Source organism: Rufibacter ruber (assembly GCF_001647275.1).
Taxonomy (GTDB): Bacteria; Bacteroidota; Bacteroidia; order Cytophagales; family Hymenobacteraceae; genus Nibribacter; species Nibribacter ruber_C.
Genome location: NZ_LRMM01000004.1, coordinates 54,214 through 68,062, shown reverse-complemented (window position 1 = coordinate 68,062; position 13,849 = coordinate 54,214). Strand labels below are relative to the sequence as shown.

Annotated in this window: 11 protein-coding genes and 1 tRNA gene; 10 read left to right on the top strand and 2 right to left on the bottom strand. The window is 53.3% G+C overall.

Annotated features, from left to right (window positions below):
- Positions 1-21: 21 nt before the first annotated feature.
- From A8O25_RS02750 to A8O25_RS02735, 4 genes are all read left to right on the top strand, one after another.
- A complete protein-coding gene (locus tag A8O25_RS02750) occupies positions 22-1,935 on the top strand; it encodes a DUF3857 domain-containing protein (RefSeq protein ID WP_066830525.1) in 1,914 nt (637 codons plus the stop codon).
- A 151-nt stretch (positions 1,936-2,086) separates the two neighbouring features.
- Positions 2,087-3,100 (top strand): DUF3857 domain-containing protein, encoded by a 1,014-nt coding sequence (locus A8O25_RS02745; RefSeq protein ID WP_066830522.1) that lies wholly within the window; start codon positions 2,087-2,089, stop codon positions 3,098-3,100.
- Between the two features lie 295 nt (positions 3,101-3,395).
- The gene (locus tag A8O25_RS02740) at positions 3,396-4,109 is read left to right on the top strand and encodes a hypothetical protein (protein WP_066830520.1); all 714 of its coding nucleotides are present in this window, start codon (positions 3,396-3,398) and stop codon (positions 4,107-4,109) included.
- Between the two features lie 178 nt (positions 4,110-4,287).
- The gene (locus A8O25_RS02735) at positions 4,288-4,989 is read left to right on the top strand and encodes a DUF2490 domain-containing protein (RefSeq protein WP_161947684.1); all 702 of its coding nucleotides are present in this window, start codon (positions 4,288-4,290) and stop codon (positions 4,987-4,989) included.
- Positions 4,990-5,478: 489 nt separating this feature from the next.
- On the opposite strand, the gene A8O25_RS02725 is transcribed toward A8O25_RS02735, so the two are convergent.
- Together A8O25_RS02725 and A8O25_RS02715 are read right to left on the bottom strand one after the other, a co-directional pair.
- Positions 5,479-5,552: transfer RNA gene (locus tag A8O25_RS02725), tRNA-Pro, on the bottom strand.
- 347 nt (positions 5,553-5,899) lie between these two features.
- Positions 5,900-7,687 (bottom strand): ABC transporter ATP-binding protein, encoded by a 1,788-nt coding sequence (locus A8O25_RS02715; protein ID WP_066830512.1) that lies wholly within the window; start codon positions 7,685-7,687, stop codon positions 5,900-5,902.
- A gap of 148 nt (positions 7,688-7,835) precedes the next feature.
- Here A8O25_RS02715 and A8O25_RS02710 point away from each other — a divergent pair, with 148 nt between their 5' ends.
- From A8O25_RS02710 to yajC, 6 genes are all read left to right on the top strand, one after another.
- Positions 7,836-8,936: a Glu/Leu/Phe/Val dehydrogenase dimerization domain-containing protein gene (locus A8O25_RS02710; RefSeq protein ID WP_066830509.1), complete on the top strand. Its 1,101-nt coding sequence runs from the start codon at positions 7,836-7,838 to the stop codon at positions 8,934-8,936.
- 1,331 nt (positions 8,937-10,267) lie between these two features.
- On the top strand, positions 10,268-11,440 hold the full coding sequence (nusB, locus tag A8O25_RS02700) for a transcription antitermination factor NusB (protein WP_066830749.1): 1,173 nt from the start codon (positions 10,268-10,270) through the stop codon (positions 11,438-11,440).
- A gap of 162 nt (positions 11,441-11,602) precedes the next feature.
- Positions 11,603-11,908: a YtxH domain-containing protein gene (locus tag A8O25_RS02695; protein WP_066830503.1), complete on the top strand. Its 306-nt coding sequence runs from the start codon at positions 11,603-11,605 to the stop codon at positions 11,906-11,908.
- A 9-nt stretch (positions 11,909-11,917) separates the two neighbouring features.
- Positions 11,918-12,916, top strand: coding sequence for an isocitrate/isopropylmalate dehydrogenase family protein (locus A8O25_RS02690; protein ID WP_066830500.1), 999 nt, complete (start codon positions 11,918-11,920; stop codon positions 12,914-12,916).
- Positions 12,917-12,948: 32 nt separating this feature from the next.
- Complete coding sequence (locus A8O25_RS02685) at positions 12,949-13,494, top strand: DUF1573 domain-containing protein (RefSeq protein ID WP_066830496.1); 546 nt, start codon at positions 12,949-12,951, stop codon at positions 13,492-13,494.
- Between the two features lie 13 nt (positions 13,495-13,507).
- Positions 13,508-13,834 (top strand): preprotein translocase subunit YajC, encoded by a 327-nt coding sequence (gene yajC, locus A8O25_RS02680; RefSeq protein WP_066830493.1) that lies wholly within the window; start codon positions 13,508-13,510, stop codon positions 13,832-13,834.
- The last annotated feature ends 15 nt before the right edge of the window (positions 13,835-13,849 follow it).

Here is a 13,849-nt window from a genome sequence, read left to right as displayed (position 1 = left end):
TGGCGTAAATTCCTGAAAACAATGAAAAACTGGATAGTAGTGGCGGCAGGTCTGTTATGGCAGGCCACCGCATGGGCGGGCGGAACGCCCTCTTACTTGGCCCTGGCCATTGATGCTGCGCTCACCAAAGGGGCAGATGCCGTGATCCGGACAGAGGAAACCGTATTTACCGTGCATTCTGCCAAGTCTTCTACAGAGAAAGTGCGGGTGGTGGTTACTGTGCTTACCCCTGAAGGCAAGGAGCATGCGCAACTGGTGGTGCCGTATGACAAGCTGAACAAAGTAGACTACATCAAAGGAACGCTGTATGACGCTTCTGGCAAGAAGAACAGATCTTTGAAAGCATCTGAGATCAAAGACTACAGCAACACCAGTGATTTCTCCCTCTATGAAGACAACCGGGTAAAAGTGGCCCAGGCAGATGCCACCACCTACCCGTTCACCGTGGAGTATGAGTACCAGGTGAGCTCCTCCAACATGCTGTTTTACCCGGTGTGGTACCCTTTGTCCAGCCCCAAGGTGGCGTTGGAGCACGCTTCTTTCCAGGTAAACATGCCCGTGGGCATGCCTTTGAGATACCATGAGCGGCAGGTGCCGGAGAAGGCAACCGTTACCCAGGTGAACCACCAGCAGGTGTACAAGTGGGAGGTAAAGGGCATTGCGCCTGTAGAGCGGGAGCCGTGGGGGCCCTCCTATTATGAGCTGGTGCCGTTTGTGCGTACGGCCCCAACCACGTTTGAGGTAGAAGGCTACGCCGGCACCATGGACTCCTGGAAGACCTTGGGCGAATGGCAGAATAAACTGAACCAGGGCCGCGGGGTATTGTCAGACGCCACCAGGCAGCAGGTCCTGGACCTCACCAAAAACCTGGCTACGCCCGAAGAAAAAGTGAAAGCCGTCTACCAGTTCATGCAGAACAAAACCCGCTACGTGTCTATCCAGCTGGGCATTGGCGGCTGGCAGCCGTTTGAAGCCGCCGTGGTAGACAGCAAAGGCTACGGTGACTGCAAAGCCCTCAGCAACTACACCAAGTCGCTGCTAGAGGCGGCGGGCATTAACAGCCATTACGCCCTGATCTGGGGCGGCGAAGACAACCGCCCCGTAGTGCCTGACTTCCCCAGCAGCCAGTTCAACCACGTGGTGCTCTGCGTGCCCACGGCCAAAGACACCATCTGGCTGGAATGCACCAGCCAGACCGCAGATGCCGGGTACACCGGCTCTTTCACCGGCGACAGGTATTCCCTGCTGGTGACCCCTGAGGGGGGGAAACTAGTCTCTACCCCTGTTTTCAAAGCAAAAGACAACACCCAGATCAGAAGCGTGCAGGTAAAACTCAATGCCCAGGGATCTGGCGTGGGCGAGGCGGTCACCTGGTTCACCGGCACCCAGCACGAAGACCGCAACAGCATCATGCACCAACTCAAGCCAGAGGAACAGCTAAAATGGCTGTACAAGCAAACCCACATACCCGCTTTTGAGATCAAGAACTTTGCCCTGGAGAAAGTGAAGGCTACCGCACCGCAGGTAAAGGAGAAACTGCAGCTGGAGCTGCCCAGGTTGGCGTCTGTGAGCGGAAGAAGAATGTTCATCACCCCCAACCTCATGAACCGCTGGACCACCGTGCCCTCTGCCCTGGAGAGCCGGAAACAGGAGGTGGTCTGGAATTCGGCGTTTCATGATGTAGACTCTGTGGAGTATGAAATCCCGGCGGGCTATAAACCTGAAAGCGTACCCTCTCCCGTGAAAATCACCACGGCGTTTGGCCAATTTGAGGCAAAGGTGCAGGTAAAGGGCAGCAAGCTCCTGTACGTGCGGCAGCTGACCATGCACAAAGGGCGGCATTCCCCTGAAAAATACAAAGAGCTGGTTGATTTTCTAAAGCAGGTAGTACGGGCAGACCAGCAGCAGGTGGTATTGGCGGCAGAGGCCACCTAACCGCTGAGGCAGTCAGACTCTCTCCCGCTCCTGAGGTTCTGCCTTGGCGGCACTAGTGACCAACTGCCGTTTTTGGCCTGTTTTCCTGAAAACAGGCAAAAACGGCAGCTTTATTCCAAACCCCAATTTTTAAACTTCCCCAGAATACAACATGAAATTACATGAGGCGGCCAAAAGCACCCTGGTGCTACTGCTTTTACTGTTAGGCACTTCCATCTCCGGCTGGTGTGAGCAAGACCCCCTGCGGCTGGGGCAGGTGACAGATGACGAGCTGAAAATGGGAATATATCCCCAGGACACGGCAGCGGCGGCAGTTGTCTTGTATGACTACGGGCATTCCTCCTTCCTTTTCTCCAAAGGCACCCAGCTCCAGTTCAAGCGCACCGTTCGGGTAAAGATCTTGAAGAAGGCAGGGTTAGACTTCGCCAACATTGAGATCCCTTACTTTAAGAAGAGCCCCGAGAGCAAAGAAGAGGTGCTGAACCTGAAAGGCTTCTCCTACAATCTTGAAAACGGGAAAATGGTGAAAGTGAAACTGGAGGAAAACGCCGTTTTTGATGAAAAGGTAGATGCCAACTGGTTTGTCAGGAAACTGGCCATGCCCGGCGTAAAGGTGGGCTCGGTGATAGAATACACCTACACCATCAAGTCAGACTTTCTACACAACCTGCGCGAGTGGGAGTTCCAAAGTTCCATTCCCGTGCGTTGGAGCGAGTACCGGGTGGCCATGGTGCCGTTCTTTGAGTACAAGCAGGTGCTGCACGGGTTCTATCCGTTTCATGTGCAAGACTCTAAAGAGAACCGGGTCACGGCCCCCATTACCTGGGACAAGGAAGTGGGCTATGCAAAAATGGAGGAGCGGGGCACTCTCTCTATGAGCGTGGTAGAATACCGCTGGGTCATGAAAGATGTGCCGGCCTTCAAAGAGGAGCCCTACCTGCCAAACGCCAGAGACTACCTCTCCAAAGTAGAGTTTGAGTTGTCTAAGGTCCAGTACCCTGACCAGGAACCTAGATTCATGGCCGGAGATTGGGAGGGGTTCACCAAAGAACTCCTGAAAGAGGAAGAGTTTGGCGGGCAGCTCACCAGCGTTCCTGCGCTCCAGAAAGTGGCCGCCACGGTGGTGGCCGGTAAAACAGAGGACTGGCCAGGGCGAAAGCAATAGTAGAGTACGTGCAAACCTCTATGCGGTGGGACGGCAAGTACCGCATCTATGCTGAGAACCTCAAGAAAGCCCATGACAAGCACACCGGCTCCTCTGCTGAGATCAACCTGCTCTTAGTCAATCTGCTACGGGACGCAGGCCTCATTGCCCAGCCCATGCTGGTCAGTACCCGCGGCCATGGGCAGCCCTTGGAAAGCTCCCCCATGCTCAGCAAGTTCAACTATGTGATTGCCTGTGTGAACCTTGCCGGGAAAGACTATCTGCTGGATGCCACTGAGCCCGGTCTGCCTTTGGCATGCTGCCCCTGCGCTGCCTCAACGGGAAAGGCTGGGTGGTACAGCCCCCCAAAGGCAAATGGCTGCCCCTGCAGGGCGTTGACAGAAACAGCCAGATGGTCAGCGCACAACTGGCCCTTAAGCCTACCGGTGAAGTGCTGGGGAGCATGGAAGAAAGCTACCTGGGCGTTCCTGCCCTGCAGATGCGCTCCAAAATCAAAGAAAAGGGGCAAGACACCTACGTAAAAAGCTACGCCAACGCGGGGGCTGACTGGGTGCGGCAGGACGTAAAGCTAATCAACATGGAGAAGCCAGAGGAGACCTTCAAGACCCAATATCAGCTAAGCCGGGCAGGCGCGCCGCAGCCCGAAGAGCTACTGTACCTCTCGCCCATGCTCTTGCACGGCCAGCAGGAAAACCCGTTCAAACTGGCCAGCCGGCAGTACCCGGTTGATTTTGGCTCGCCGGTAGATGAAACCTATGTAATGAATTATGAGCTTCCGCCAGGGTATGTGATAGAAGAACTGCCTAAGGCAACGGTTTTCTCCCTGCCAGGGAATGCCGCCAAATTTTCATACGTGGTGCAGGAGGTAAACGGGAAACTGCAGGTCATGAGCAAGCTCACCATTCACAAAACTGTCTTCACCGCCAGTGATTATCAGAATTTGCGCGAATTCTACGCCCGCATGGTAGCCAAGCACGCAGAGAAAGTAGTCCTGAGGAAAAAGTCATGAGTTTTCGTTTTGGGGCTGTTTTTCAGAAAACAGCCCTAAAACGCCCCCTTTCCTGCGGGCGCAGAAAGACCAGAGCCTCCGCTCTCCTTGCCATTATGCTTCTATCGCCACTAATTCCCGGTAACGCCGTAGAAGCCTCTATCTTTGCGCCCATCACATACCTAGTGCTTCTGACCACGTGCCGAAAGAGAGGAAATTCAAACAACTGTTCTGGGGATGGGTGACGCTCTTGAGCCTGCCATTCCCTGACCACAGCCTGGCCCAGCAACCAGACCAGATCAACCAATGGCTGCAGTATACCGGCTCCTACTGGTTCAACGCCCGCTGGGCCGCCACGGCCAACGTGCAATACAGAACCTACCGGCCAATAAAAGACCCGCGCACCACTTTCCTGGGGGCAGAGCTCCAGTATAATTTCAAAGATGCCCCGGTGGCGGTGTCAGGCGGGTATGCGCACCTGTTCAACCGCAACTACCTGCCCGCTGAGGAGACCGAGTACACCCATGAAAACCGCCTCTACCAGACCCTCACCCTGCGGGGAAACCTCTGGAAAACGGGCATCACGCACCGCTACCAGCTAGAAGAGCGCTGGCTGCCCCAAGAGTACCACACCCGCTTCCGGTACCTGCTCGCGCTCAAACTCCCGTTTGGCGGCACAGGTCAGGAACCGGGGCCTTGGTACGGTATTCTCCGGAACGAAGTGCGGGTGATTGTGCGCAACCAACCCTTTGACAGCAACCGGGTCTTTGGCGGGGCAGGCTACACGTTCAACAAGCACCTCACAGTGGAAGGCATGTGGATGTCACAATTAGTAGGCAACGGGAACCACCAGCATTTCACCATGTTTGTGCTTCGGCATGACTTCGGGAAGATGGAGTGAGTAAGATTGTGTTCAGGCAGTTTTTCTGAAAAGAGCCGGAGAGCATGCGATTACCTTTGTCTATTAGGCTGCAAAAGTACCTGGCCTTATGGTTGCCTCGCCCCAGAGTGCTGCTCTGCAAACGCTAGTGAAAAAACCTTTTGCTCCCCTTCTTCGCCTGTAAAATCAAAATTTCAACCAGCTCTGTGAACAGGATTTGGCGCAGACGCGCTTGCTGTCACTACGGTCCCTATCACAAATCATTTGCGCGGCTGCCAGGACAATTGTGTATAGGGGCATTCTTCTGTTTTGAGCCTCTTTTGGCCAAAACAGGCCGAAAACGGGACTTGGCTTGAACGCCAAAAAGCGGATGAAAAACTCAAGGCCTTGGGGCATTGCCATCTTTGCTTGGGCTGTACGAAGTAATGACAAGCGTTGCGCCCGTTAAAATTCAGAACTGAAAACAAAAATCCCGCTGCCCTGAAAAGAACAGCGGGATTTTACATTTCGTCGGAATGGCAGGATTCGAACCTGCGACCTCCAGCACCCCATGCTGGCGCGATACCAGGCTACGCTACATCCCGATCATTGGTATCTGCTGCAAAGTAAAGCAAATTTCGGCTTTAGCAAAAGTGCGTTTAAAATTTTGCTGCGTGTTTCTGGGCTGTTTTTCTGAAAACAGGGCAAAAACAGACAAACCCAAGCCACCTTTCTCCGTCAACTACTTCAAAAGCCGCGCCCATATCTGCAAGCAGGAAGGTTTCACACAGAAAAACGCGTGCTCAAAAGACCTCGCAGCGTCTGGAAGACCTGCGAGCGTCTGTGCCAAATACGCTTAGCATTGCTACTTGCACTGCCTTTCCCCAGAGGGAGAGGGAAACGGTTTTCCCGTTTTCGGCCTCTTTTTCTAAAAACAGCCCCAAAACAGAATCTACTCCAATTCCTCAGTCTGCAACTGCCGCTCGTACAGCGCCCGGTACAACCCGTCAGGAACCGCCATCAACTCTTCATGGCTGCCGTGCTGCACCACCACCCCGTCATCTAAAACTAGAATCTTGTTGGCCAGTTTCACCGAACTCACGCGGTGCGAGATGATGATAGACGTTCGGTTGGCCATGACGCGGTGCAGGCTGTTCAAGATGGCGTTCTCGGTTTTGGTGTCTACCGCCGAAAGGGAATCATCCAGAATCAGGATTTTGGGCTCGCGGGCCAGGGCACGGGCAATGGAGACGCGCTGTTTTTGACCGCCGGAAAGGGTGATGCCGCGTTCGCCCAGCACGGTGTCAAACTGCTGCGGAAAACGCATGATGTTCTCGTAGACATCGGCGTCTTTGGCGGCTTGCAGCATCTTGTCTTCGGACAGGGCGTCTACGCCAAAGCCAATGTTGTTCCGGATGCTGTCTGAAAACAAAAACACGTCTTGCGGCACGTAGCCAATCTGGCTGCGCAGGTTAGAGAGGCTGTAGTCGCGTATGTCTTCGCCGTCAATCAAGATTCTTCCGCCCGTGGCGTCATACAACCGGCAAATTAAAGCGGCCACCGTACTCTTGCCCGAACCGGTATTGCCAATCACGGCCAGCGTCTCGCCGGGGTTAATCTGGAACGACAGTTTTTTCAACGCATGAATGCCCGTGTCTGGGTACACAAAATCTACTTCGTCAAAGACAATGGCGCCTTTCATGTCTTTCTCCAGGTTCTTCTGCGAGATAATATCAGTCTTGGTGTTCAGGAACTCATTGATGCGCTGCTGCGAGGCGGCGGCGCGCTGCACCAGACTGGTGGTCCAGCCCAGCGCGGTCACCGGCCAGGTGAGCATGTTCACGTAAATCAAAAATTCGGCAATGACGCCGGGCGTGATGCTGCCGTTAATCACTTCCTTGCCGCCCAGCCACACGGTAATAATGGTACTCAGGCCAATCAAGAACAGAATAAGCGGGAAAAACAGCGAGTTTACAAAGTTCAGCTCCAGAGATTTGTCACGGTACGTGTCGCTGGCCTTGGTGAAGTTGGCGTGCGAATCCTGTTCCCGCACAAACGATTTCAGCACCCTGATCCCTGAAAACGCCTCCTGCACAAAGGTGGTGATGCCGCTCAGACTCTTCTGAATCTCGTCACTCTTGCGCTCAATGATGTTGTTCACGTAGTAAATGCTCACGCTCAAAATGGGCAGCGGCAGGAGGGTGTACAGCGTGAGTTTTACGTCAACGGTGAGCATGTACGGGATCACCATCAAAAACAGCACCACCAGGTTCACCCCGTACATAATGGCGGGCCCCAGGTACATGCGCACGCGGCCCACGTCTTCAGAAATGCGCGCCATGAGGTCGCCGGTGTTGTTGCGGCGGTAAAAACTCAACGGCAGCGTCTGGTAATGCGCGAAGATTTCGTTCTTGAGGTCGTTCTCAATGTGGCGGCTCATCACAATGATGGTCTGGCGCATGAAGAACAGGAAAATACCCCGCAGCAGCGCCATGAGCACAATGACCACGCCATAGAACAGGGTGCTGCGCGCGAAGCTCTCATACACCGTCTCCTGCTGCGCAAAGCCGTCATGCAACTGGTACATGGTAATGCCCTCGCGCACCAGATCAAAGGCGTGCCGCACCACCTGCGCCGGAATAATGGCGAAGATGTTGGACACGATCACAAACACAATCCCCCAGAAAAACCGGAATTTATATTTGAGCAGGTATTTGTTTAAATATTTAAGTGATTTCACAAGCTGAAATTTCTAATTTTACGTACTAACACTTGTTAGTATTTTTCTTGCTGTAGCCAAAAGTTACACCTACTTTTGCGGCGAAATTACCAATTCGCCTCCCCATTATCTAATGAATAGCCGAATGGTATACTAGTTAACACCCACCATGATAGAACTAAAAGAAATACAGACCGCACAGGAAACTTCGGTTTTCGGGCAAATAAGCGAGTTTCAGCACGAGCAGGTGGTTTTCTGCCATGACCACGAAACCGGCCTCAAGGCCATCATCGGCATTCACAACACCGTTCTGGGGCCCGCCCTGGGCGGAACCCGCATGTGGACCTACGCCTCTGAGGCTGAAGCGTTACGTGACGTACTGCGCCTTTCCCGAGGCATGACCTACAAATCGGCCATCTCGGGCTTGAACTTGGGGGGCGGCAAGGCCGTGATTATTGGTGACTCCAAGAAAGACAAGACCGAGGCCATGATGCGCAAGTTCGGGCGGTTTGTGAACAACCTGAACGGCAAATACATCACCGCCGAGGACATGGGCATGACCACCCAGGACATGGCCTACATTGGCATGGAAACCAAACACGTAGCCGGTCTGCCAGAGTCACAGGGCGGCAGCGGAGACCCTTCGCCGGTGACGGCGTACGGCACCTACATGGGCATGAAAGCCGCCGCCAAGAAAGCGTGGGGCAATGACAGCCTGGCCGGAAAGAAGATTTCGGTGCAAGGCACTGGCCACGTGGGCGGGTATCTGATTGACTACCTCGCCAAAGAGGGTGCCCAACTGTTCATCACCGACATGGACCAGGAACGCCTAAAACGCATTGCCGCCCATACCGGTGCCACTGTAGTGGGCCTAGACGACATCTATGACCTGGACGTGGACATCTATTCGCCGTGCGCCATGGGGGCCACCATCAATGACAACACCCTGTCACGCCTGAAGTGCCAGGTGATTGCCGGCTGCGCCAACAACCAGCTCAAAGACGAAACCGTGCACGGTCCGGCGTTGGTAGACATGGGCATTGTGTACGCGCCAGACTTCCTGATTAACGCCGGTGGCATTATCAACGTGTACTCAGAGGTGAAGAAACTGAACCGCGAGTGGGCCATGCAGCAGACCGAGCAGATCTACAACACCACCTTGAACATCTTCGCCATGGCCGAAGCCGAGGGAATCCATACCCAGGCCGCCGCCACCCGCATTGCGCAGAAACGCATTGATGACATGGCCAAGGTGAAGCAGACGTATTAGTTTCTGTTGAAAGTATCCCAAATAGAGGGAGAATGTGATGTGCGTTTTGGGGCTGTTTTTTGTAAAACAGCTCCAAAACGCTTTTCTTTTTTTTAATGGTTTGTGGCTATGCCGATGGGGTTTTATGGAATGCGGGATGTTTGTAGCTGCCTTGCCTTTGCCGTTATTTGCTGGCATAAGTAGTCTGAAGCTCCCTTGGAAATACCGTTTGCTGCGGTGCGAAGTCACCACTCTTTTCATCGTTTCCGGTAAGCGCTCACGGCCGCGGGGCCCCGTCTTCCGCCCCCGCGCTGTACCCTCAAGCTGGGCCGGTGGGCCTGCCGCTGAAGCGGCAACGCAAGAGGCTTAGGCGCGGGTACGAAAGACTGGTTTTGAGTTCCTTTCCAGTAACTGCTTTTCTTTTTGTAATCTGTTTGCAGGTAACATCTGTAGTTCCGCTAGCCTGAGACGAGCCCGTGCTGCGCACATCAGCTTTGGGAATGTACTTTGTGATTTTGGGAGTTGCGTTTTTGGCCTACTTCCCGGAAAACAGCCCGGAAACGCAATCAGGTTTCCTGCTTATAATTCCGTTAATACCGCAACTGGTTCAAGCTTATAGCTTGGACCTACCATTGCGGGAAGCTTGCAGCTTCCGTGAGGCGCAAGCCTCAAACTGCGCACATTTCAGCATAAATGGCCGTAGAGACCAGGCACCGCCTTGTCTCCCCCGCATTAGTAGATACTCCCCCTTTGAAGGGGGCGAAGGGGGATGTTTACACAGGAGGGCACGCATTGCCGATATTACATATACCGCACGCATTCCCGATATCCCCCTCCTCGGGAGGGGTTGGGATGGGTTAATGCGCATGGCTGGTCTTGTTGTGGTTACCGGCTCAGCAAACGTAGGCACGAGCTGCAAGCTCGCGCCAGCGAAATACTTCTAACAATCAACAATTGGCAATCAGTAATTCTCAAAAGACCTCGTAGCGTCCGGAGGACCTGCGAGCGTCTGTGCCAACAATTCCCTCAATCCTGAAAATTTATTCAATCCTGAAAATCCTGCTTCTGGCAACTTGAACCACCCTCATCCTAACCTTCTCCCAGAGGGAGAAGGAATTCCGCTTTTCCGTTTCCGGGCTGTTTTTCCAAAATCAGCGCCAAAACAGAACTGCGCCGCAGCCTTTGCAGGCCATGGGATCAATTAAAAAAGAACGAGCGTTTGGTTCTTGCCCCGCAAGTTCAGACCTTTGCGGCAGAATTGGGCTGGGGCAGCAAATGCCTTGGAGCCATCGGCCGGAAGGCCAACTTTTACCGTAATTTTCACGTTCACCACGTTCTTTCCTTCATATAACATGCTCAACCGCAGAATACTCCGCATCAAAGCCATGCAAGCCATCTACGCCTACGTGCAGGCAGAAGGGTCTGACTATCAGTTGGCCCTGGATTTGATTGCGGACCGATTTGCCCCTGACCTTATGGCCATTGTGGCGCAGGACCGAAAAAAACTGGAAGGCCAGAAGCAGATTGCCAGCCTGCTGTTCAAAGAATGGTACCAGACCCGCAAATTTGACACCGAGGAGAAAGACCGGGAGATCTTAGACGCCGCCCAGGCCGCGGTGAACTTCTACCAGAACTCGCTTAAGAAAGACCTCAAGTTCTTCGGGAACCAGATGGTGGCTGCCGCTGAGGAAATCTATGACCGCTATCTGCTCACGCTGCTGGTGGCCCAGGAACTGGCGCACCAGATTGAGGGCGAGGAGCAGAAAGCCGCCACCCGCTTCACTGAGCGAAAAGACGTAAACCTGCGCAAGCTACTGGACAACAAGGCGCTGCAGAAGCTGCTAACCAATAAATTCCTGGAGCAGCGCGTCATTAGGCGTAACCTGAGCTGGGCGGGTGACATGGAGGTGATCCAAAACATCTACCGCCACAACCTCAAGAAAGACGAGGCCGTGCTGGAGTACCTGGAGCTACAGGACCCCACCTATGAGCAAGACCACGAACTGCTCAAACATATCTTCAAAAATGTTATCTTTAAGGACGAGAACCTGCAGGCGCTGTTTGAGGAGAAAGACCTGAACTGGGTAGAGAACAAGTCTGTGGTGAAAAACCTGGTGAACAAATCCATCAAGATGCTGGAGGAAGACACAGATGAGCACCTGGCCCTGCTGGACCTTTCGCCCAGCTGGGATGATGACAAAGCCTTCTTTGAGGAGCTGTACTTTGAAACCCTGAAAGAGGATGAAAAGTACGAGGCCATGATCTCTGAGAGCGTGCAGAACTGGGATGTGGAGCGCGTAGCCCAGCTGGATAAAATCATTTTGAAGATGGCCCTCTGCGAAATGCATATTTTCCGCAGCATTCCGGTAAAAGTGACCATCAATGAGTACATTGACATCTCTAAAGTGTACAGCACGCCCAAGAGCAAGCAATTTGTCAACGGGGTGTTAGATAAACTGTCTCAAGACCTGATCAAGAGCGGTGAGATACGTAAATCAGGAAGAGGTTTGTTAGACAACAAATAATCTCGGTTGGTTTTCGTTCGTATGGAGAGGAGATACTAACCGTTTTCTGTTTTGGGGCTGTTTTTCTGAAAACAGCCCCAAAACAGAAAACCATATTGCTAACCTCCGCCCGGCAGCGTACTTTATCCAGGGCGGCTTACATACTTAAACACTACCAAAACTATGGGCAAAAAAACCAATGCAATCCTTGCCTTTTCCACCGGTATCGCCACAGGCGCGGTATTGGGAATTCTGTTCGCCCCGGAGAGAGGCCGTGAAACCCGTGACAAACTGAGCTTTCAGTTAGAGAAGTACCGCACCCGGCTGCTGGAGTTGACCAATGACCTGGTGTCTGGAAGAGAAGAACTGGGCTCTGCCGCCAAAACCGAGGGACAGCGCGTGATCAAAGACGCCCGCGACAAAGCCGAGCGCCTGCTGGTAGACGTAGACTCCCTCATCAATCAAATAAACAGTAAGAAGGAAATTTAAGCCCTGACCATGACAACCGTTACCCTTATTCCCGGCGACGGGATAGGTCCTGAGATCACAGAAGCCGTTAAGGCGATCTTTGCAGCCGCACAAGTGCCCATTACCTGGGAAGAAGAGAATGCCGGACAGACCACCTTTGAGAGCATGGGTGAGTTGATTCCGCAGAGCCTGCTAGCCTCGCTGGAGCGTAACAAAATTGCCTTGAAGGGCCCTATTACCACCCCGGTAGGCAAAGGTTTCAAGAGCATTAACGTGCAGCTCCGCCAGAAATACGACCTGTACTCCAATGTGCGCCCGGCCAAAACCACGGCGGGCGTGAAAACCCGCTTTGACAATGTAGACCTGGTGTTGTTCCGGGAGAACACAGAAGGCTTGTACGCGGGTCTGGAGATCTATGACGAGCGTCTGGGCATTGCTGACTCTATTTCACGCGTGACGGTTGAGGGCTGCCATAAAATTGTTAGGGCGGCATTCCAATATGCCGCCAAGCAAAACCGTTCTAAGGTAACGGTGGCGCACAAAGCCAATATCCTGAAAAACGCCGGCCGGTTAATGCTGGAGGCGGCCGCTGAGGTGTCTAAGGAATTCCCCAGCGTGCCGTGGGAAGACAAGATCATTGACAACATGTGCATGCAGCTGGTAAGCAAGCCAGAGCAGTTTGACGTGATAGTGACCACCAACCTGTTTGGTGATATCCTGTCTGACCTGTGCGCCGGCCTGGTGGGCGGTCTGGGCGTGGTGTCTGGTGCCAACATTGGCGATGACATGGCCATTTTTGAGGCAGTACACGGCTCAGCCCCAGATATTGCCGGGCAGGGCCTGGCCAACCCCACCGCCTTGCTGCGTTCAGCTTTGATGATGCTGGAGCACATGGGCTTGCATGAGCATGCTAGCAAAATTGAGAAAGCACTGGAGAAAACCCTGATTGACAAGAACTGCTGCACCCGTGACCTGGGTGGTACGGCTTCTACCTCAGAATTTGCCCAGCATATCATTTCTAATTTGTAACTTGTCCTATTCTTAAGATAGGCTAACCATTTATGAAAAAGCAATTTATATTCGCCATGTTGATAGCCGGCGGCCTTTTCACTGCCAGCTGCGAGAAGAAAGCTGCTACCGAGGAGGCAACCGCCACTGAGCAGAACGCCTCTGAAGGCTCTGCCCCGGTTGCCGCCAATGACCCGGCCACCAACCCCAACGTGACCAGCCAGGAGGCCGTGAACCCTAATGCGCCCAAGCCGGTGATGACGTTCAAAGAAACCGAGTATGACTTTGGGACTATTAAGCAAGACAAGAAAGTAGAGCATACCTTCACCTTCACCAACACCGGTAAATCACCGCTGGTGATTGAGAGCGCATCTGCTTCTTGCGGCTGCACCGTGCCAGAGTGGCCAAAAGAGCCGGTGGCTCCAGGCAAGACAGGTTCTATCAAGGTGGTGTTTGACCCTGCTGGCAAGTCAGGCCAGACTTCAAAACAAATCACTATCACGGCTAATACAGACCCACAGGTAAACTACCTGACCATTAAAACCAACATCACCGGTTCTGTGCCAACGGCGGGAGCTGAGGGTCCGGTTAGATTATAATTCAAAAGCAGGTATGTTAACTATTCTTTTACAGGCTGCCGCCCCGGGCGGTGGCATGTCTCAGTTCCTCTTGATAGGGGCCATCTTTATTGTGTTCTACTTCTTCATTATGCGTCCGCAGCAGAAGAAGGCCAAGGACCAGAGAAAGTTCAGGGATGAACTCAAAAGAGGAATGCAGGTGGTGACCATAGGAGGTCTGCACGGCCGTATTCTCAGCATTGATGAAGATGCTGTCTGGCTGGAGATTGACAAAGGCATCAAATTAAAGTTTGACAAAGTAGCCATTGCCCGCGAATCTGCGAGCAAAGTGGCTGCCACTACAGAAACCGTTAATTCTTAAAAGACACCTTGCCTT